This window comes from Paenibacillus sp. J31R109 (assembly GCF_059692055.1).
Window position 1 is genome coordinate 137,516 of sequence record NZ_JCAUAR010000007.1, and the last position, 21,157, is coordinate 158,672.

Genomic DNA, 21,157 nt, shown 5'->3' on the forward strand with positions numbered 1-21,157 from the left:
TTTATTTACCCATTAATCCGCTTCCGATTTTGTGTCGCGGCTGACTGGAGAGCCACATACAACGATTGGATATTGAATTTTTTCTTGAATTCAAAGCGGTATGCAGCAGTTGTTATGTTATTCGCTTTGTAATAGGGAGACGTTATGTAGTGGATGATTAACTCGCTATCATCGAATCCTGTGCCGCCAGATTCCATGGATACTTCGTAAATGGCATCCAGATCGATGGTGGAAACTTTGGTCTTCTTGCCTGTAACCCCTTGGTGATCAATTAAAATGATGCGCTCATCGGTGATTACGAATGAATCCCGTACTAACTTAAAGCCTGTAGAAATGACTTCATTCGGCATCAAATAAGCGCCATATTGCTTGGTGAGATCCTCAACCGAAACTTCTGATAAATTTCCAAGTAATCCACTGAAAATACCCATTAATCATCACTCCTCCTTGAACAAATATATGTGTAGATTCTACAAATATACGGTGCATCCCATTTTCAATGGGAAGGCACTTCCAACATAAGCCAACTCAGATTGAACGAAGGAATTGCATATTTGTCTGCCACTTGTCTCACTCTATAAAGGATAAGAAATGTGTCCCTGAAGGAGAGAGAAATTCATGTGGAGTAAGCTAAAGACACCAGCCATAGGGAGTATGGTCGTCATGCTGGCGATTTCGACAGCAGCTTGTGGGAAGGATACTGGGCGTCCCCAGAATGTATCACCATCGCAAAGTCCATCTGTAACTGGATCAGGTAATTCGATTACGAAGAGTTTATCTCAAGCGGGTAATAATGTTATTGGACTTGCAAGTAACGATGCGATTCTCCCCATGAAACAAATCGGGAGCGTAAACTACGTATCTGCGCAAGACCTTATCAAAACACTGAACTTTCAATCGGAATGGGAAGATAACCAAGGTAGGCTAATTATAGGTGATAATGATGCCAATTTCGAATTGATTATGAACTCGAATAAGGCCGTTAAGGACGGGACAGATATTCAACTTAGCCAGCCTGTTGTGAAAGAAGGGACCACAGCTTATTTGCCTGTTTCAGATTTAGCTGATCTGTTTCAAGATGATATGTCTTATGAAGTTAAGACGAATGAGGTCGTTATTCACGCTTCACCTATTGCAATTATTGAGCATGAAGATGATCCTGCTAGCGCGAATGACAACTCGCCGGAGCTAAATTTCGGTGATGATCCGACCGATCCATTCAAAGGGGATGAGGCTGAGGCCAATCCCGCATGGATTCCAAATCAAACGAATGCAGATTTACAAGTGTTACAAGCTTGGTCGGCCAGTAATCCAGGTGAGGTCATGCCTGTTCTGAAAAATATCGATATCAATGCCCTGATTAATAAAGGGAAAAACTATTTAGGGGTAAAATATAAATTTGGAACAGGTGCCTATCCGAAAACGGGGCGTTTCGACTGCTCCACCTTTACCCAATATATTTTTGGGAAATATAATGTCAAGCTGCCACGCGTGGCACGTCAACAAGGTGCTAAAGGCAACTTGATCTCACGCAAATCTCTGCGTAAAGGGGATTTGATGTTCTTTTATGTGCCAGGACGCTTCAAATCCAATAGAACAGTTGGCCACGTAGGCATTTACATTGGCAATATGAAGATGCTTCATGCTTCTCCAGAGCCTAAAAATGGCGTGCAAATTACGAATATTAATAAAGCGTATTGGAAAAAAACATTTCTAAAAGCAAAACGTATTGCCTATTAATGGAAGTAGTGATAAAGGTCTATCCCATGGATAGGCCTTTATTTTTGTTAATTTTGAAACAAATGAATGCTTTATGCGTTTAATTGTGTATGAAGTTTTTTTGTGGAGGAGGCATGACTGGATGACAATTGTACTTTATGAAAAATTGCTCGAGGGGCAACTGCTCCGACTTGGCGAACGTACATGGGATGATAAGCTGATTCAAGCCTTAAATGTGGCTAACTTTATCCTCGTTGGTGGGAAGGAATACGAAATGATTGAGGGGCGATTGAATTTAGATCTCAACGTGTTTGAATTGCTTCTCGTAGCTGCCAGCTCAGAAGGGGGAGGGAGCAAGGAGTGAAGAGACCGCTTAAAGTACTATCGGCTTCGCTTAGTCTGATTCTGTTGGGGCAAATGATGCTAGGTGCTGCTCAGGCTGCGGAGACGCCAAGTCCGAATGCAGGTTCAGCCAAATTAGTGGAATGGTCAAATGAGGATGTCAAAGCTTATTATGATCCGCAGGTCGATTGGAGCTTACCTATCCCACCGGATAAGAATGTAGCTTCACCCTCACCATCCCCTACTCCGAGTGCAGGGGGCAGCACGGCACCTATTATTGTGAATCAAGTGTCAGGCGGTGGTTTCGGCTGGGATGATTTATTGCTGTATCATCTCATTTTCAATACGGTAAGTCCTTATTCATCTAGCAATTGGGGGAGTAAGCACCGCTCATATTATTATCGTTCAAATACACCTTATGTGAATAAAACCTATCAGCCAAGCTCGTTTACGAATCGTTCGACAACGAAGACACCAACGACCTCAAGCGGAAGCGGAACCTTTACGACGAATAAAGCGTCAACGCCAGCCAAATCGGGCACGTCCAGTTCTTCTGTTGGCAGTTCAAACTCGAGCGGTAGCACTTCATCCAGCGGTTCCAAGTCGACTTCAACCTCTTCGGGCAGCATAGGCGGCAAATCAAGTGGTTTTAGTTCCTCCTCCAGCTCAAGCTCAGGGGGTTAATCGCATGGTGTTTGAAGTTATCGGAACAGCTGCCCCCGACCGAGATTCACGTGTTCAGCAATTAGCTGAACTAGGGTTCACGTGGGCCAATTTGGAAGATGAAAACTACTGGATTGATCAACTTGTTAGTATGCCGAACGAAGTGTACCAGGAACTTATACACGCAGCAGCAGGGCTGTGGAAGGTGTTTGATAAAGCGGCTCGTTTCGTTCACGGGAATAGGGAGCTATATGCAAGCTTATCGATCCCGGAAGTACTATGGGATGGCTTAGATCGACTTGAGATGAACGATGAAGGCGTTATAAGCCGTTATGCCAGATTTGATTTCACTGTTGATCAGGCAGGCAACATCAAACTTTTGGAACTAAACGCAGATACACCTACAGGCTATGTCGAAGCAGCCATTGCGACTCCTTGGCTCTGTGAGCAATATGGTTTGGAATCACCAAATGGGCAGATGAAAGAGCTTGTTAGAGCGGCATGGGAAATTGAAGCGCCTGAATACGCAGCGTGTATCGCTTACGGCAAACATGCAGAAGACACCGGCACGATCGATGCACTTGTCGCACACAGCGAAAGAAAGATGACGTGTGTGGATTGTTTGGATCTATGGATTGATGAAGGTGTCGTCAAGGTGGGTACGGATCAAATCATTCAGCGTATGTTTGCCTTATATCCGAAGGAATGGATGGGGGTAGACGATGGCGGAGAAGCGCTGTCGTATGCGATTGAAGAACAATTCGTACATTTGTTTAATTCCTTGCATGCAGTGATTCTGCAATCCAAAGGTTTACAGGCGATTATCTGGGATCTCCATTCAAATCATTCGGACTTATTTACCCTAGAGGAGCACGCAATTATAAAAACCTACATGCTGCCCACGTACATGGAGCCGGTTCTTGAAGGTCATTATGTGTCCAAATCGATGTTTGGTCGCGAAGGCGGCTCTGTCGAGCTATATAATGAGCAGGGTAAGCTGGAGTTCAAGGATGAGGTAGGCTTTGACACCAGTGTGTTTTTTAAACGTGTGTATCAACAACGGGCTGATTTGCCGCGGCTATCCTTCCAGCATGGCCATGGGTATTTATTGACCGGTTTATTTGTGTTAAATGGTACGCCATGCGGGCTTCTCGGTAGGGCTGGCGGGATTATAACAGGAAATGCAAGTCAATTTGTGGCGATTGGAGTGAAAGCGCCTTGAAACAAGGAAGATTTATGTTATTGGCAGTAGGATTTATCGGCATTATTGTGATCATCTGGATCATTAGCACGGCATTTGATAAGAAGCCATCTGTTCTTAGCCAATCTACATCAGGCAATCAAGTATCAAACACCAGCAATGGAACAATCAATACAAACAATGGTGAAGTACCTTGGGACTACCAGGTCCAGCAAGTCAAGGTTGGTGATCTAATTGATGGTGATATGGTATTGCTGCCGAACAATGAACGGATTTCTAATGACCAAAATTTCGCAACTGGGGATACCATTTGGGTGTTGAGTTTCATGCAAGCATCGATGAAAGCAGATAGTCAGGGGAAGAATGAGGTTACTTTGTCACAATGGAAGCCTCTAAAGTCTTTTAAAACAAAAGAAGAGGCAGATAAAGATTTGGCGGAGTTGAAAGTAGAGATCAAAACGGATGTAAGTTTGGTTGGGGTTTATAAAACAGAGCTGGATAGCAAATTTAGGTACTTTGCTGTGGTTGAACTTCCAACGGGACAGAAGGTTAAACAGCCGATTCCAGAAGATCGGTATACAACTTTTAAAGATAAAAAAGAAGTTAGCGTTGTTCTAGAAGAAGTACATGATTATACAAATTTTGATCAATCTATGGCTAAATTTCGGGGGTGGGCAGAGTGATCGCAGTGGATCTTATTATTAGTTTATTTGTCATTGTCCTATTACAGTTTGCAGGTATGTACATCTTTAGTTTAATGACACCTTATCGGGATATGGAAGAAGTAAACAACGGCAATATGGCCGTAGGGATTACCATGGGAGGTAAGTTCGTGGCCACTGCTATTATTTTGGGCATAGCTGCCTATACGAACTCCTCCATTTGGCATATGAGCTTGTGGTTTGCGGTTGGTTATGTATGTTTAATTGCTTCCTATTGGGTTTTCGATTGGTTAACCCCAGGCTTGAAGCTATCAGACCAGTTAAAGCAAGGTAACGTAGCGGTTGGTACCCTGCTTGCTTCTGTGTATATTGGTATTGCGATTTCGGTAAGCAGTTTAATTATTTAAATGACGGAAGTCTTAGATCGCAATTTTGGTAATTTCAACATCCCCAAGCTGCGATAAATCTAAGAACTGATTGTCAATGTTGATGAGCGGTCGGAAGAAATCAGTAGGGTTCGTCATGATGATCGTTCCTTCACGTCCGTCGCTCAAAGACACTTTTTTGCCAATAAAGTTTGGAATCATGTTGCGAATGAAAACTTGCGTGATTTTGGGGTCCAGTTCACCAAAGCTCATGCGATGTAGCTCTTTCAATACAAACAAAAGATCACGTCGCTGTTGATAGACCCTGCTGGATATCATGGCACTGTAGACATCAGCAACTGCGACAATACGCGAATAAGAATGGATGTCCGTCCCAACCTTTCGCAATGGATAACCAGTGCCGTCCATACGCTCATGATGCTGTAGGGCAACGAGAGCGAGCGTTTCATCCTTTATCGATTTGCGAATGATATCATAACCATGAATCGTATGCTTCTGAACTTCCTCGAACTCTTCCTTCGTCAGCTTGCCCGGTTTATTCAGAATATCGAGATGAATTCTACATTTCCCAACGTCATGTAAATACCCTGCTTTTCCAATAATCAAAGCTTCTTTTTCGGATTTATTCATCCACTTGGCAATATAATAAGACAACATACCAACTTGGACGCTATGTTGAAGAGTATAATCATCTTGACTATGTAACGAAAGAAGTAAAGAAACCACATCTTTCTCGTCTTGAATGCTCTCGATCAGAGGATTGAAAGCGGATTCTACAGCATCATTGCGAAGAGAACCCCCATCTTGTAAAGTTTCAAATATTTCTTTGATGCCCTGACTTGCGTTATTAAATGAGGTAACCTGTAGCGTATTCGCTTGTCTGGTTGGGGTTTCCTCGACGACGGTCTCAATTTCACTGGTTCTTGGAGCTATATCTACATAATCCACACTGTGGCGATTGAGCATCGAAATGTCTCCAGCATCAAGAATCGTCCCAGACGATAGAAGATGTAGACCTACTGCATTGTAGGAATCGGAAATTAATTTGTCACCAACGATTAGTTGAAGCACATGTACGCGCATAGAAGCTCCTCTCCAAGTCCTAGTATCTGGTAGGTATATTGTTATACTACATCCCAATATAACGACTGTAAAGACTTTTGGCCTGAATTAAATCTTCAGTCCCCTGAATGAGAACACGACCGCCAGGGAATAGGATAATTTGGATATCTTCAGAAGCGTAAAACTTCAACAAAAATCGGTTTTTCTCAACGAGGCCAAGGGGTTTCAGGCGCTCCTCCCAATATTCCAATGGTTGCGTGCTAGGAATAACTGGATGAATTTGAACCGAGTTGCGTCCACATAAGGATTGAATCGTATCGCTTTCGATATGGGCATCTAAGTACTCATATTGCTTCAGCCCACAAGCGGGACAATCCGACTTCTTAGCCCCAGATACCCGAATTGCTGAATTTTGATTGAACCATAAGTCCCATTGCTGCATGCTGAGATTGAGCTGATCTGTAGCTCCAACTAGCAGTTTGAGTGCCTCAGTGGCTTGAAATGAAGCAACAACATGGATAATTCCTCCTATGACTCCGGCTGTGTCACACGTATCTGTAGTACCTGCAGCTGGTGCTTGTGGGAAAAGACAACGTAAGCATGGCGTTTGTTCTGGAATTATCGTTAGTGAGACACCTCTGGAGGCGACGGCACCGCCATAAATCCATGGAATGCCCAATTTCATGCTGATATCGTTGAGCAGGAAACGAACGGCAAAATTATCGGTACCATCGAGAATCACATCGACATCATGAAGCAATTGTTCGGCATTCGTAACGTTAAGATCGCAAACATGCGGATCAATAACGACAGCGGAGTTCACTACCTGCAGACGCTTGGCTGCGGCAATAGACTTTGGAACCGTAGCGGAAGCATCTTCTTCATCGTATAGCATTTGTCTTTGCAGATTGCTCTTGTCAACAAAATCACGATCAATGATACGAACATAGCCAACACCTGCACGTACCATATGATTAGCTAGAACAGTACCAAGAGCACCCATACCAACAATGGCAACACGGCCTTGGCCAAGCTTACGCTGACCCTCCATGCCAATAGGGGGGAAGAGAATTTGTCTGGAGTAACGCGGGTCAACATCTGAAGCGAATTCTGTATGTAAATGTGGTTCCAAGAAAAGTCATCTCCGATCAAATCAGTTTTCTGCGTTCGGTATTTGAAGAGGGTTCCAAGGTCCTGTTTGATTCCCTTTCCATTCGGACCCATCTTCCCATATTTCTTTTTTCCAAATAGGGACGATTTGTTTCAAGCGCTCAATGGCGTAGCGGCTTGCTTCATAACAATCCGCACGGTGTGGAGAAGATACCGCGATCACGACACTTGCCTCTGCAATCGCAACTTTACCTAAACGATGTGTGATGGCACACAGGGTACCTGGCCACTTGGCATCAATTTCCTCTCCGATGCTCGCCATCGTTTTTAAAGCCATCGGAATGTAAGCTTCATACTCCAAAAGGACAGTTCGTTGTCCAAACGTCATTTCACGGGTTGTGCCAATGAAGGCAAGGGAAGCACCGTGATTCGGATGATTCACCTTGGATGTCACCGATACAACATCAATCGTTGAGTCGGTGATTTCATACAGCGAAGGCTGTCCGCCGGAAACAGGCGGGATGAGAGCGAGCTCATCGGACGCAGAAACGGTCTCTTGATCGCTGGCGTAAGCTTGATTTTTGGCAAAAAAGCATATAGGAAGCTGCGCCGAGGCCGCAGGATAGTCAGTCATGATTTTATCCTTCAATTGTGCGATGGTGATGGCGTCTTGTTCAATGGGAATGGTCAAAACCGAAGTCCCGAACAGGTCAGCGAGACCTGCGAAAAGTTGGATGTGTAGGTTCAATTTGTTTCTCCTAGCGATAGATGTTAGAATCCCTTACAGCATATCATATTTTGCCCTGAAAATGGTATAATGGAGTGATCCTTGGGCAGGAAATGCCCTGGATAAAGGGAAGGAGATTTCGGCATGCAAGCTGACTTACACATAGTAGTGACTGACATACATAGGAAGAATGAGACTTTTACCGTTGATGAAATGGTGGCTTTGGCGGATCAGCGATTCCCTATTCAAGAGCGTGTACCGTCGGTAGATGGGGCGGCATTTGATCTTAAATCTTGGTATCGAAGTTGGCAAAGCCAGAGGCAAGAGAACGGGGCAGAGGAGCCAACCCACGTCAGGGTGGAAGCTGTAGATGAATTTCAGGCGTTGATTCCGTGGAATCAAGTGGATCAAGCTGCATTTCTGTATGAACAAGAGGGTCTTCCGCTCAAGAAAGGGTATCCTATTCGCTTGTACGTGCCGGATGGCAGCAGTGAATGTCTCAATGTAAAAAGTATTGTTAAAGTGTGGTTTCTGAACGAACCAGCCTTAGGCAATGAGGCCACATATGGGTTTAAGAACAAGGTAACTTTGGATGAGCTCAAATTCAAGAAATGAGCAAGCAGAAACTTGCATAATATATAGACATGCTAGGAACTAGTTGACCACGAAGAGAGGTGAACGGGATGTCGGCGCCTTTGCAACGACTTGTCATTTTACATACGAACGATATTCACAGTCATTTTGAACAGATGCCCAAAATTAGTGCCTATTTTGATCGAGTCCGCCGCCTTTGGCCCCCTGATCAGGTACTGACACTTGATATTGGCGACCATATGGATCGGATGTTTCCAGAGACCGAAGGAACCAATGCCATCGCCAATTTGGAAATCATGAATGCCACAGGCTATGAGGCTATGGTTCTGGGTAATAATGAAGGACTTACTTTCACACCGGATTGGCTGCGATCTGTTGTGCTAGAACATGCGCAATTCCCGATTATTGGCAGCAATATTACGGAAATAGCGACTAAGACGACGCCGGATTGGATGCTGCCGTCGCTGATCGTCGAGAAGTCATGCCTCCGGATCGGCTTGATCGGGGTAACAGCGGCTTATCAGGCTTATTATGAGCTGCTAGGTTGGGATGTAGCGGATCCTATGAAGGCTGTGAGCGCCCACGTAAGCCATCTTCGCCCTAAGGTGGACATTCTGATCGTTATGTCGCACCTAGGCCTGAGAACGGATCAGCGGATGGCTGAGGAGCTGGAAGGCATCGATGTCATCCTCGGCGGACATACCCATCATCTTCTTGAGGAGCCGCTCTTGCTCGGCGGCACTTATATTTGTGCGGCCGGCAAGTTCGGTCAATACGCCGGCCACATCGAACTTGCCTACGACCCGGCGCAGCGCCGGATCGTAGAACTGCAGGGCCGCGTCGTCCCGATGACCGACGCGAGTGAAGAAGACAGCAGCGTCATCACGCTGCTGGAGCACTACCGCATCGCCAGCAGCGCCTCGCTGGCGGCGGAGGTAGCGCAGCTGCGGCAGCCGCTGCGCCTGGATTGGTACGGCGAATCCCCGCTCGGCAACTTGCTTGCCGCGGGTATTCGCCGTTGGACCAGCGCCGACATCGGGCTGGTCAATAGCGGGCAGCTCCTTCAGGGACTGAAGGAGGGGAGCTTGACGCGGGGCCGGCTGCTGGAAATCTGCCCCGGCCCGATCAATCCCTGCCGCATGGAGCTCAGCGGCGCGGATATTCGTCAAGCGCTCGAAGAGTCGCTGCTTGACGAATTCATGGAGAAGCCGATACGCGGCTACGGCTTCCGGGGGGAGGTGCTCGGCGTACTCTGTGTGGACGGGATGACTGTCCACGTGGATGCCACGAGACCCCCGAACGAGCGCATCCTCGCCGTCTATGTTGGCGAGGAACTGTTAGACCCGGAACGATCCTACCTCGTAGGTACGATCGATATGTTTACGTTCGGCTCTGGCTATTTATCCCTGAGCCGCGGCAAGCAGATCGTTTACATGCTGCCAGAATTTATCCGTGATGTGCTGGCGGATCAACTGCAGAATGAGACTGCGATAGCAAGCAGCCATCAGCTTCGATTCATAGATGTTGTCAGACCTACTCACAAACAGGTAGAATAGGAACTTGGAGCAAGATTTCTGATCGTTATCAGATTATAGGGGGCTATTATGCATACAATTTTTGAGGCGATCATTATTGGGATCGTTGAAGGCTTAACTGAGTTTTTACCCGTATCCTCAACAGGGCATATGATTTTAACTGAAAGTTTGTTACACATTGACATGGAGAATGACCCGGTGATGAATACGTTCAATTTTGTCATTCAATTGGGCGCTATTCTAGCCGTTGTACTTATCTATTGGAAGAGAATCCTTTCTTTATTTGGATTAGTAAAACGCAAGAGTGAAAGTAAAACAGGGAAAAAGCTAAATTTATTTCACATTTTAATTGGTATCGTGCCTGCCGGGATCGTCGGCGTACTTTTTAATGATATTGTGGATGAAAAGCTCTTCAACACGACAACCGTGTTAGTTGGACTCGTGCTTGGCGGTATTCTGTTGATCATTGCTGAGAAGAAGAAGGAACAGCCCACAACGATGGTGTTGGATGACTTGACGTATCGTCAAGCTTTTGCCATCGGTTTATGGCAGCTCGTTTCCATCTGGCCAGGGTTCTCAAGATCGGGTTCCACGATCGCAGGGGGAATGCTGTCTGGCGTAAGCCGTGCGGCTTCTGCTGACTTTACTTTCATCATGGCGATTCCGATTATGTTCGGAGCTTCCGGGGTCTACTTTTTGAAAAACTATGATGCGCTCTCGTCCGATGATTTGGCCTTTTTTATCGTTGGATTCCTAGTGGCTTTCGTTGTTGCCCTGCTGGCTGTCGTAACATTCATTAAACTTGTTCAGAAAATGAAGTTAACGTATTTTGCTTATTATCGTTTTGCGATTGCGATTATTTTCGCACTTTACATGTTTCTTAAGTAAAATAAGGCGTAAGACTAGCGAATCGCGTCGAAAGACGCGGTTTTTTGTATTGAACTTTTCCCGGAAATCTATTACATTTAGATAGAACGTAATGCTCACCTAGGCGGGGGTCCTGAAATGCTGTTTATGCCGATCAACATGTGTCAGCCTGGAATGAGGTTGGCCAAGAATATATACAACGATGATGGTATGGTCCTGCTGGCTGTGAATGTTGAGCTTACACAGAGACTCCTTGATCGCCTGTTTAGTTATGGAATCGATTATATCTACATAGAAGACGCTAGAACGGATGACATCATTCAAGAAGATATCATTCAAGACGAAACAAGAAGCAGAGCGGTTACGGAAATTCGGAACACCTTCAAGAAGGTCATGGAGGACTCGAATAAACGCGGAGCTGTTAATTATTATAATATTGGCCGTAATTTTCGCGATGTGATGAAGATGATTATTGATGATCTCAGTGCTCATGAAGGAGCCATGGTGATGCTCAATAATATGAACGTCAAAGATAATTACTTATTCCAGCACTCCGTGAATGTAAGTATATACGCAATTATGCTTGGTATTAGTTATGGATATAGCAGGGAAAAGCTAGAAACGCTTGGTTTGGGTGCATTGTTGCATGATATTGGGAAGACCAAAGTCCCATTAGGCATTCTACGAAAGCCTTCTCAGCTAACTCCTGAAGAGTTTCAAGAGATGAAAAATCATACAACCTATGGTTTTAATCTATTGAAGGATGAGCCGAACATCCCATTACTTTCTGCCCATTGTGCCTTGCAGCATCATGAACGAATTAATGGCAGCGGATATCCACGCGGGATTCAAGGGAATGAAATTAATGAGTTCGCCAGATGGATTGGACTTGTTGATTCCTATGATGCCATGACAACTACGCGGGTATATCGAAGACCGCTATTACCGCATGAAGCGATGGAGCAGTTATTTGCAGGCTCTGGCACCATGTATGATCAAAGTCAGATTGCCCTGTTCAGGGACAAAATCGCCATTTACCCATTAGGGATAACGGTACGTCTAAATACAGGGGAATACGGAATTGTATCGAAGTTGAACATGGCAGTACCGCACAGACCGACGATACGCGTGCTTCAAAATGAGGCAGGTACGGTGTTGAAGGAACCTTATGAAGTTGATCTTTCAAGCAAGCTGTCGATATTAATTTCCGAAATTGGGGAAATTAAAGTGAATGATTTACAGCTTGATGCAACTATGCCAACCATTCTTTAGAATAAACATAGCACTTATTGAATGAAGAACCTGGGAAACCAGGTTCTTTTTGTAGATCAAGGAGGATGCATGATGCGGGAGACCATGGAACAAGGGAAGTTTTGGAAATGGGGGTACGCCATGTTTCGGTTCCGCTGGCTGGTGCTGGCGATTGGAATCAGCTTAATGCTCATCTTTGCTGTGTTCGCGCAGAAAACGCCGGGGATGCTGAAAGATAACGGGTTTACACCGAAAGGGAGTGAATCGGATCAGGGCTTGATTCAGATGAGGGACGAGCTGGGTGTGCCGCGAACACAGTTGAGTTTGGTGTATACAGGGCATAATGGGCTCCATTTAACGGAAAAAGCGCAGCAAGATGCCATCATGGCATCACTAACGAAGCTGAAAGAACTGCCTTATGTGGAGGACGTGAAATTTGTAACTACGCCACGTAACGAGGGGCATCTGGACGTTCAAGCAGTGAACGTATCGCTCGAGTTGGATACAGATCCTGCCCTAGAGAAATTCCCAGAGCTTAAGTCACTCGTACATCCACCGGATGGCATGGACGTGTATGTAACCGGAGGACCGGCGATTCTATATGACATGCAGGTGGCCAGCAAACATGATATTGCCAAATCAGAAGCAATCGGTTTACCCATTGCGCTCCTTGTTTTGCTCGTCGTCTTCGGTACATTCGTTGCTGCGCTCCTGCCGATGATCGTAGGAATCATGAGTGTGACTCTTACGCTTGGAGTGACCTATTTCATCGCACAACATCAGTCTTTATCCAATTTTTTGCCCAATATGGTGACGATGCTGGGACTTGCTGTCGGCATTGATTATGCACTCTTTCTGGTCAGCCGCTTTCGTGAAGAGCTTAAGGTTCAAAGTAGTGTAGCTGCTGCCGTGGCCATGACGTGTCAAACGGCGGGAAGATCGATTTTCTTTTCGGGCATCGCTGTACTCATTGGGTTATTGGGTATGCTGTTTGTCGATTTAACGTTCTTCAGATCCCTATGTCTCGGAGGAGTCATCGTTGTTTCGATTTCCGCGGTTGTAGCCAATACGGTGCTGTTAGCACTCCTAGGTATTTTGGGACATCGAATTAACTCCCTGCAAGTCGTTCCTAAGCGATTTCGTAAACAAGAAGCCTCGAAGTTCTGGGAGAAAATTGCTTACGCAGTGATGAAGCGTCCAGTCGTATTGGTCGTTCTTGTTGGTGGTATATTGATCTACAGTATGACACCCATTGGACAAATGAAATTAGGCGTCCCTAATGCTGAGGTGCTTCCTCCAAGTTATGAATCCCGCTATGGTGCGGAACTGTTGAAAACGGCCTATGATCCTCGCATGACAGGACCGATTCAGGTTGTGATCCATACGAAGGAAGAGATATGGTCATCAGCTTCGATTGGGGAGATTCATGCTTACGGGGATCGCGTCAAAGCTGTGGCTGGTGTTAAAGAAGTACAGAGCTATTTAAGTGTATTAGGGACACATACGGATACAGAACTTGCTGGTATGTTTACGAAATCAGAGGTTAAAAAGCAAATAGAGGACGCGCAATTAGCGAAAGGCCATACGGCTTTAATGGTTGTTGTTCCTGAAAAGGATACCGATGATCCTGCGACGGATGCGCTAGTTCATGAGCTGCGCAAGCTAAATCATGAAGGTTTAGTGACGGCAGTTACAGGTGGACCGGCCTATCGTTTGGACATCATTGACCGTATTCAGAAGGAAATCCCGGCAGTGCTCATTTTCGTCATGGGGATTACTTATCTGGTTCTGCTATTTGCTTTTCGATCTATCCTGCTTCCTCTGAAGGCTGTACTTATGAATATCCTTAGTTTGGGTGCTAGCTTGGGTATCGTTGTTGTCGTATTTCAGTATGGGTATATGGCGGATATGCTGCACATCACGTCAATCGGTTATGTGAGCGCGACCTTGCCTGTCATTATTTTCTGTGTCGTGTTTGGCATTTCGATGGATTACGAAGTATTCCTTATTTCTCGGATCATAGAGGAATATGAAGCAACCGGCGACAACGATCAGAGTACAGCGGAAGGTTTGAAGAAAACGGGGAGCTTAATTACAAGCGCAGCTTTCATTCTTGTTGTCGTTGTGGGTTCATTTATTTTCACGGATATTGAAATTATGAAAGCGCTGGGACTTGGTCTCGGACTTGCCGTATTGATTGATGCCACAATCGTACGCGTTATGCTTGTGCCTGCGCTTATGAAATTGCTTGGTGAAGCGAACTGGTGGGCGCCGAGGTGGCTCCGAGTGAAGCCCCAAGTGAAGCTTCAGGCCAAAGTGGAGAAGCCGTAGCCCTTCGTGGCTCCTTCGGCTGTTTCCTTTTTTGTGAATCATAAGTTACAATAAAGGGCATAGGTATAGGCATAATAGGTACTAATAAGTTCTTGAATAGGAAATGATAGGTCAGGTGTAAACAGCATGAATAGGAACGCAACACACTCCATCTTACCGGAGCTAACTCCCCAGTATGATCCTTGGGACCCTATCCGGTCGTATCGGAAATACGGGAAACATGTATTAACAAGTATAGAGCTAACCATCACTAATCTGTGTAACATGCGTTGTGAGCATTGTGCAGTTGGGGATTCACTTACAATGACAGAAGGACCACGTATCCCGTTGCCGGTCATTTTGCAAAAGCTGGATGAAATCGAGCATTTGGAAACGATCAGTCTCACGGGCGGCGAGCCGTCGTACCACATTAAGATCGTGAAGGACTATATGCTTCCGATCCTTAAGTATGCGAGGGAGCGGGGCATTCGCACTCAAATCAACTCCAATTTAACGTTAGATTTGGAGCGTTATGAGCTGCTTGCACCCTATCTCGATGTGATGCATATCTCGTTTAATTATTTGAATGCTGACGATTTCCATCAAGTAGGCTTTGTTAATTCGCAGCGTCCTGTAGGGCAAGTGGTAGCTGCAGGGATGTATGAGCGAATGGTTAACAATACAATCGCACTTAGCAAAGGCGGCTTGTATGTTTCTGCGGAATCCATGATTAACACACGGACGCATTTGAAGTTGCCTGAGATTCACCAGCTGATTAATGAAATGGGCTGCCAGCGTCACGAGGTACATCCGATGTATGCGAGCTCTTTTGCCTCACATCTTCCGATGGTTTCACTGGATGAATTACGTGCGAGTATCCATCGTTTGTTGGATCAGCGTAATCCTGACATGTGGATGCTGTTCGGAACGCTGCCTTTCTTCGCATGTAATCAGCTAGATGTGGATCGAAATTTAGTTAAGCGTCTGCGTGAAGCACCGAATGTTACGGTTCGTAATGATCCGGATGGACGAAACCGGCTGAACGTCAGCACATTCACTGGCGAAGTGTTCGTCACCGATTTTGCTAATGAGCCTCCGCTTGGAAATATACATGATGATGGGCTTGATGCCATCTTTGCACGTTGGGAGAATAATGCGCTGAACCAGCGTGTGAATTGCTTCTGTAGTGCCGCATCTTGCTGCGGTCCCAACCTGCTTGTTGCTGATTCGTACTATCGAGATGTAGATTTCAAAAGCCGTAAAGCTATTATCTAATCCTCTTTCTGAAGGAGCAATTACATTTTGCATACGTCGTTTGATTTCGGTTCTATCGTACTTAATCTTTTCCTAGTTATCCTACTCGTGATGCTAAACGGATTTTTCGTAGCAGCGGAGTTTGCGCTTGTGAAGGTTCGACAGTCTCGTATTCAACAACTGGTTAATGAAGGCAGCGGCAAGGCCAAATATGCGAGTAGAGTAACTTCTCATCTAGATCGGTATTTATCCGCTACGCAGCTGGGGATTACACTAGCTTCCTTGGGGCTAGGTTGGATTGGGGAACCTGCGATTGATGAGTTGATCATGGAGCCCCTTTTTCACACACTTGGTGTAGGCGAATCGATGTATACAACGACTTTGTCGTTTATCGTCGCTTTCGGGTTTATTACATTTATGCATATCGTGCTCGGTGAGCTCGCGCCCAAATCCTTTGCCATTCAAAAGCCGGAATTGACTTCTTTGTGGTTATCAGCACCGTTATTGTTTTTCTATAAATTATTTAGCCCGATTATTTGGGTACTTAACGGAGCTGCGAATAAATTTCTAGCTATGATTGGTGTCGAGCCCGCGAGTGAGAATGAGGGTGCACATACGGAGGAAGAGATTCGAATCCTGATGGATGAGAGTGTCAAGAGTGGTCATATCAACGAAGATGAAATGACGCTGTTTGATAATATTTTTGAATTCTCCGATCTTATCGCTCGGGAAGTTATGCTGCCGCGGACGGATATGGATGTTCTATTTCTAGAAGTAAGCTTTATTGATAATTTACGTTTCGTACATGAAACCAAGCATACACGCTATCCTGTTGCGGATGGGCACAAAGATAACATTGTAGGCTTTGTACATATTGCTGATTTACTTACGGCAGATCCAGATGTTGAGCAGGAGCTAAAGACATTCATCCGTCCTATTCTGAACGTTCCTGAGTCGATGGAAGTTAGCCGCGTGCTTAAGCTCATGCAGAAAAAGCATTCCCAACTCGCAATTGTTGTTGATGAGTATGGAGGAACGGCAGGGCTCTTGGCATTAGAAGATATTATCGAGGAAATCGTGGGAGAATTGCATGATGAATTCGATGTGAATGAGCGTCCTGGTGTCGAAGTGAAAGATAAATACACCTCTGTCGATGGTCGTGTATTGCTTGAAGATCTAAATGATATGCTAGACCTCCAAATTGAAGATGAGGATGTCGATTCGATAGGCGGCTGGCTGTTTAAAAAAGTGGAAGGCGCGCCCGTCAAAGGTAAAAAAGTACCTTATGCCAACCATGTGTTTGAAGTGACAGAGGTAGATCGGTTACGTATTGTTCGTATACATATCACGAATATCGACACTGTCAAACCGGGAAATGAATAATCGGAGGAGTCCTTATGTCACCTAAGACAGCCATACTCGTGGTTATAGGATTGGTGCTGTTGTACGTGTCGTTCACCATAGGACTGCCATTTCTCCTAGCACTGGTGACAGCTATTTTCTTAGACCCATTAACAACGCTATTGATGCGTGTTGCGAAAATAAAACACTTTATGGCCGCGACGATCGTCAGCACCTCATTTACCCTTCTGATGATCGCTTTAATCTACTTTATCGGGATGAATGTCGTAACGGAGCTGATTGATCTAGGGCGTAAAGCACCTGGCTATATGGAAGATGTCAATAAATACGTGGATCAAGCCGTCTTGCGAACCCAAGTATTCTATGAGTCTTTATCACCGGAAATGGCAGCCCAGGTGCAATCCTGGTTGGAACGCAGTACTGAAACACTCACAGGTGCTTTAACAAGTATCCTGAGCTTGGTATCTGGATTTTTCCTCAACTTGGCAGGTAAAATCCCTAATTTATTCATTTTGTTGATCGTATACGTGATATCCATGTATCTGTGCCTATACAATTTAGGCAGTATGAAGGCTGCTTTCCTGTCGATCTTTGAGCTGAAAACGCGAGATAAAATGGAGAATATGCTCATTTATTTGCGTGAGGCGATTTTTGGCTTCATTCGTGCTCAGCTGATCATGGCGATATTTACGTATTTGTTCACCTTCATTGGCTTACTCCTTTTACGAGCAGAGTATCCGCTGGCGATTTCGCTGCTGGTCATGGTGATGGAGTTTGTACCCGTGATCGGTACCGGTATTGTATTTATTCCATGGATTATCTATCAATTGCTACTAGGGAATACCGGTATGGGTATTGGATTGTTTGTACTCTTCTTGGTCCTGATCATTTTGCGCCGGATTGTCGAGCCTAAAGTGCTAAGCGATGCCGTTGGTATCAATCCATTAGCAGCGTTGATTTCCTTGTATATCGGATTTGAGTGGCTTGGGCTTGCAGGGCTGTTCCTCGGACCCTTGGTCGTTATTATTTATCAAGCCTTACGCAAAGCAGATGTGTTGAAATATAATATAAAATTGGATTAATGGAGAGTAACTTAAATCCCTTTTCGAGTTGTGTTAACACAACCGGAGAGGGGTTTTTTCAGTTATTTGAGACCATTTACTCGAAAAAGATGGGAAATCAGTGATTTTGGTCAAGTTATACCGCATATAACGTGTCATATAGGCTCTGAGAAGGAGGAGACGTATGAAACACACACAATTTAAAAGTTGGTACCCCTATGTTGGGCCGTGCGACCCTTGTCCGCCGATTCGCGTGAAATGGTATAATACACCGCCGCAATTATATATGCATGTTCAACCGCCAGGATTGCCGCAGTTTAGTCCTTATGATGCTTTAAGAGTTGGGACGCTTTGGCCAGCACTTTATGGTCCTTATCCAAATCCATTACAGGAGGAACCAAGAGGGGATGAAGGGGGTCAGACTACATGAGCGAGCGTGTGCTGCCAGAAGCCTATTACAAGCAACTTCGTGATCTGCAAGCCGTGGATTTTGTATTGGTGGAGTTAACGCTCTATTTGGACACACACCCTGATGATATGAGCGTGATCCAACAGTATAATCAATTTGCTCACAAGCGAATGCACATGGTTCAACAATTTGAGTTGGAATTCGGTCCTTTGATGTCCTATGGACGTAGCTTCTCGAAAGCGCCATGGCAGTGGGGCGAAACACCTTGGCCGTGGCAAGTTTAGGAAGGAGGATTGTCAATGTGGGTTTATGAAAAAAAGCTGCAATACCCGGTCAAGGTTAGTAAATGCGACCCTAGGATGGCCAAACTGCTTCTAGAGCAGTATGGAGGGGCTGATGGGGAGCTCGCTGCGGCGCTTCGTTATTTGAACCAACGCTACTCGATTCCGGATAAGGTTGTCGGATTATTGACGGATATTGGGACGGAGGAATTTGCTCATCTTGAAATGATCGCTACGATGGTGTATAAGCTGACAAAAGATGCCACGCTTGAGCAAATGAAGGCGGCTGGATTGGATGATCACTATGTCGCACATGATCGCGGGCTGTTCTATCAGAGTGCCGGAGGGGTACCTTGGTCAGCGACATACATACAAGCCAAGGGTGACCCTATCGCCGATCTTTACGAGGATATAGCGGCAGAGGAGAAAGCCAGAGCGACATATCAGTGGTTGATCGACCTTACGGATGATGTGGATTTACAGGATAGCTTGAAATTTCTGAGGGAGAGGGAGATTGTGCACTCGCTTCGTTTTAGGGAAGCTGTTGAAATACTGAAGGATGATCGGGTGCAGAAGAAGATCTTCTAGAAGGATATTGTGGATGGTATGTCCTCTTGGCCTTATGAATCCTATTCGCACATATCCGATGAACTTGATACCTCACGCATTAAAAAAGCCACCCTTTCTCAAGGGTGGCTTAACCAGTATGAACTTATTTATAGGTTCAAACGACATCTTGACTCGGCTTTGGCGAAGAACGCAGCCACACATAAAGCACGAAGAATATGACAATACCAAGCGCGATAAACAAACCATTAGATACTTTAAGACTGGCTGCTTCTATTGAAAGTTGCTGGGACACAGCTGAAGCATCTCTCCAAATGACAAAAGCTAATAAACAAATGACAATGGCTACCGAAGAGATAATCTGTTCAATCAAATCATTTAACACAGATCCTTCTACGAGACTATCCTCCGGCAAAGCCCCCAGTCCTGCTGTGGTAGCGGGAATGCTGGAAAGTCCAAAACCGGCTCCCCTTACTGCCATTAGCAAAGTAATAAACCAGAATGAGGTATTAGTAGTTAAACACCCGAGCAGGAGCGTCGTTACCCCGGTTATACCAAGGCCCCAGGCAACTACATGGCGAGCACCTTTTCGATCCAGAATTTTGCCTCCAGCCAGCATAAATATCCCTGTCATCACTGCATCAGGAATAAACAGAAGGCCAGTATACGTAGCACTGTAATGATACACATTCTGAATAATGATCGGTATTAATAAAAACGATAAATAATAACCTACGGCAGTTAACGTGGTAACGATCGTACCGACCCGAAATTGCTGGATTTTCAACAAGGACAGATTCAATAAGGAGTGCTTACGCCGTCCGAAAATAAAAATGATTATACAGCATATCCCAGCCAACAGTAGGCCCCAATGAAATAGGCTTGATACGTTTTCTACCGAATTCATGTTACCAAGTGCATATAAGGACAATCCAATACCTGCTGACAGAAACAAATATCCTTTTGCATCAAATGGAGAGTCTTGTTTGTTATCAGAATCAGAAGCCTTAAGAAACCGCACGGCTGTTATCAAGCCAAGCAAACATGTAGGAAGGTTAATTAGGAATAACAGACTGGGATCCCCGTGGTCGATAATCAAACCACCCAGGGTGGGTCCAATTGTTGGGGCTAGCATACTCACTACACCCCAAATTCCCGTTGCCATTCCCCTTTCTTGGGCAGGAACAGCCGCAAAGATAAGCGTAATCGATAAAGGCATCAAAAGTCCTGCACCAAACCCTTGCAAAGCACGGCAAGCAATAAGCGCCGCAAGATTCCCACAAACTGCTGCCAAAGCTGAACCAATCAGAAAAAGAACCAAGCCGACCAAGTACACCTTCTTGGAACCAAATTTCCTGCTAAAAAATCCCGTTAGCGGAAGTGTAAGACCCATTACTAATACGTATATATTAATAATCCAGCTGACGCTTAATTCGTCAACTTTGAATTGCTCTGCAAAAGCAGGCAAGGCCGGATTTAGTAGACTTGTATTTAATATCACCGTAAATGTGCCAAGTAATACGGCTAGTATTACCGGCCACTTTCGCGTATCTTGCTTCATATTTTCTCCTCCAGGTGGTACCTCAAGGAAAAAGCGAATCCACAATCAACGTCAGTCACGTTAGATTATTGTTGAATTATTGCTATTCGCCTGAGGCCCATTATTTTATTGAATGGGTTTTCTCTGGCGTAAAGATGATGAGCTGGTACATAGACCGGACCACTTCCTTTCTCGACAAGTATAGATAGTCGTTTTTTATAAGTCAATCGAATCAAGCAAGTAAATTCTTCATT

The 21,157-nt window shown here is 45.1% G+C and carries 22 protein-coding genes; 17 read left to right on the forward strand and 5 right to left on the reverse strand.

Annotation, left to right across the window (positions count from 1 at the left end):
- Positions 1-5: 5 nt before the first annotated feature.
- Positions 6-431 (reverse strand): PH domain-containing protein, encoded by a 426-nt coding sequence (locus tag AC58QT_RS19225; RefSeq protein WP_310500463.1) that lies wholly within the window; start codon positions 429-431, stop codon positions 6-8.
- 187 nt (positions 432-618) lie between these two features.
- On the opposite strand from AC58QT_RS19225, the gene AC58QT_RS19230 reads away from it, so the two are divergent.
- The 6 genes from AC58QT_RS19230 (at position 619) to AC58QT_RS19255 (ending at position 4,994) form a co-directional block, all read left to right on the forward strand.
- Entirely contained in the window at positions 619-1,740 is a 1,122-nt protein-coding gene (locus tag AC58QT_RS19230) for a C40 family peptidase (RefSeq protein WP_497410417.1), read from the forward strand.
- A gap of 121 nt (positions 1,741-1,861) precedes the next feature.
- Positions 1,862-2,083, forward strand: coding sequence for a hypothetical protein (locus tag AC58QT_RS19235; RefSeq protein WP_310500461.1), 222 nt, complete (start codon positions 1,862-1,864; stop codon positions 2,081-2,083).
- Positions 2,080-2,745, forward strand: a complete 666-nt coding sequence (locus tag AC58QT_RS19240) for a hypothetical protein (RefSeq protein ID WP_497410418.1) — start codon at positions 2,080-2,082, stop codon at positions 2,743-2,745. Before AC58QT_RS19235 ends, AC58QT_RS19240 begins: the two co-directional genes overlap by 4 nt.
- Before the next feature lie 4 nt (positions 2,746-2,749).
- Positions 2,750-3,946 (forward strand): glutathionylspermidine synthase family protein, encoded by a 1,197-nt coding sequence (locus AC58QT_RS19245; protein ID WP_497410419.1) that lies wholly within the window; start codon positions 2,750-2,752, stop codon positions 3,944-3,946.
- Positions 3,943-4,608: a signal peptide protein gene (locus AC58QT_RS19250; protein WP_497410420.1), complete on the forward strand. Its 666-nt coding sequence runs from the start codon at positions 3,943-3,945 to the stop codon at positions 4,606-4,608. The genes AC58QT_RS19245 and AC58QT_RS19250 overlap by 4 nt, the downstream gene beginning before the upstream one ends.
- Positions 4,605-4,994, forward strand: coding sequence for a DUF350 domain-containing protein (locus tag AC58QT_RS19255; protein WP_497410421.1), 390 nt, complete (start codon positions 4,605-4,607; stop codon positions 4,992-4,994). The genes AC58QT_RS19250 and AC58QT_RS19255 overlap by 4 nt, the downstream gene beginning before the upstream one ends.
- A 12-nt stretch (positions 4,995-5,006) precedes the next feature.
- Here AC58QT_RS19255 and AC58QT_RS19260 read toward each other — a convergent pair whose 3' ends face one another.
- The 3 genes from AC58QT_RS19260 to AC58QT_RS19270 are packed head-to-tail and all read right to left on the reverse strand — an operon-like array spanning position 5,007 to position 7,893.
- On the reverse strand, positions 5,007-6,056 hold the full coding sequence (locus AC58QT_RS19260; RefSeq protein ID WP_497410422.1) for an HD-GYP domain-containing protein: 1,050 nt from the start codon (positions 6,054-6,056) through the stop codon (positions 5,007-5,009).
- 46 nt (positions 6,057-6,102) lie between these two features.
- Positions 6,103-7,167, reverse strand: a complete 1,065-nt coding sequence (locus AC58QT_RS19265; protein WP_497410423.1) for a ThiF family adenylyltransferase — start codon at positions 7,165-7,167, stop codon at positions 6,103-6,105.
- 21 nt (positions 7,168-7,188) lie between these two features.
- The gene (locus AC58QT_RS19270) at positions 7,189-7,893 is read right to left on the reverse strand and encodes a molybdenum cofactor biosynthesis protein (protein ID WP_497410424.1); all 705 of its coding nucleotides are present in this window, start codon (positions 7,891-7,893) and stop codon (positions 7,189-7,191) included.
- Positions 7,894-8,016: 123 nt separating this feature from the next.
- Here AC58QT_RS19270 and AC58QT_RS19275 point away from each other — a divergent pair, with 123 nt between their 5' ends.
- The 11 genes from AC58QT_RS19275 (at position 8,017) to AC58QT_RS19325 (ending at position 19,384) form a co-directional block, all read left to right on the forward strand.
- Positions 8,017-8,487, forward strand: coding sequence for a hypothetical protein (locus AC58QT_RS19275; protein WP_497410425.1), 471 nt, complete (start codon positions 8,017-8,019; stop codon positions 8,485-8,487).
- A gap of 68 nt (positions 8,488-8,555) precedes the next feature.
- Positions 8,556-10,022, forward strand: a complete 1,467-nt coding sequence (locus tag AC58QT_RS19280; RefSeq protein ID WP_497410426.1) for a bifunctional metallophosphatase/5'-nucleotidase — start codon at positions 8,556-8,558, stop codon at positions 10,020-10,022.
- 48 nt (positions 10,023-10,070) lie between these two features.
- Positions 10,071-10,889: an undecaprenyl-diphosphate phosphatase gene (locus AC58QT_RS19285; RefSeq protein WP_497410427.1), complete on the forward strand. Its 819-nt coding sequence runs from the start codon at positions 10,071-10,073 to the stop codon at positions 10,887-10,889.
- A gap of 117 nt (positions 10,890-11,006) precedes the next feature.
- Positions 11,007-12,140, forward strand: coding sequence for an HD-GYP domain-containing protein (locus AC58QT_RS19290; protein WP_497410428.1), 1,134 nt, complete (start codon positions 11,007-11,009; stop codon positions 12,138-12,140).
- Positions 12,141-12,209: 69 nt separating this feature from the next.
- Positions 12,210-14,450, forward strand: coding sequence for an MMPL family transporter (locus tag AC58QT_RS19295; RefSeq protein WP_497410429.1), 2,241 nt, complete (start codon positions 12,210-12,212; stop codon positions 14,448-14,450).
- 126 nt (positions 14,451-14,576) lie between these two features.
- Positions 14,577-15,704, forward strand: a complete 1,128-nt coding sequence (yfkAB, locus tag AC58QT_RS19300) for a radical SAM/CxCxxxxC motif protein YfkAB (protein WP_497410430.1) — start codon at positions 14,577-14,579, stop codon at positions 15,702-15,704.
- A gap of 24 nt (positions 15,705-15,728) precedes the next feature.
- Positions 15,729-17,066: a hemolysin family protein gene (locus tag AC58QT_RS19305; protein WP_497410573.1), complete on the forward strand. Its 1,338-nt coding sequence runs from the start codon at positions 15,729-15,731 to the stop codon at positions 17,064-17,066.
- 14 nt (positions 17,067-17,080) lie between these two features.
- On the forward strand, positions 17,081-18,127 hold the full coding sequence (gene ytvI, locus AC58QT_RS19310; RefSeq protein ID WP_497410431.1) for a sporulation integral membrane protein YtvI: 1,047 nt from the start codon (positions 17,081-17,083) through the stop codon (positions 18,125-18,127).
- A gap of 163 nt (positions 18,128-18,290) precedes the next feature.
- The gene (locus tag AC58QT_RS19315; RefSeq protein WP_497410432.1) at positions 18,291-18,536 is read left to right on the forward strand and encodes a spore coat associated protein CotJA; all 246 of its coding nucleotides are present in this window, start codon (positions 18,291-18,293) and stop codon (positions 18,534-18,536) included.
- Complete coding sequence (locus AC58QT_RS19320; RefSeq protein ID WP_310500445.1) at positions 18,533-18,799, forward strand: spore coat protein CotJB; 267 nt, start codon at positions 18,533-18,535, stop codon at positions 18,797-18,799. Before AC58QT_RS19315 ends, AC58QT_RS19320 begins: the two co-directional genes overlap by 4 nt.
- Before the next feature lie 15 nt (positions 18,800-18,814).
- Positions 18,815-19,384 (forward strand): manganese catalase family protein, encoded by a 570-nt coding sequence (locus AC58QT_RS19325; protein ID WP_497410433.1) that lies wholly within the window; start codon positions 18,815-18,817, stop codon positions 19,382-19,384.
- Between the two features lie 136 nt (positions 19,385-19,520).
- Here AC58QT_RS19325 and AC58QT_RS19330 read toward each other — a convergent pair whose 3' ends face one another.
- A complete protein-coding gene (locus AC58QT_RS19330; protein ID WP_497410434.1) occupies positions 19,521-20,924 on the reverse strand; it encodes a DHA2 family efflux MFS transporter permease subunit in 1,404 nt (467 codons plus the stop codon).
- Between the last annotated feature and the right edge of the window lie 233 nt (positions 20,925-21,157).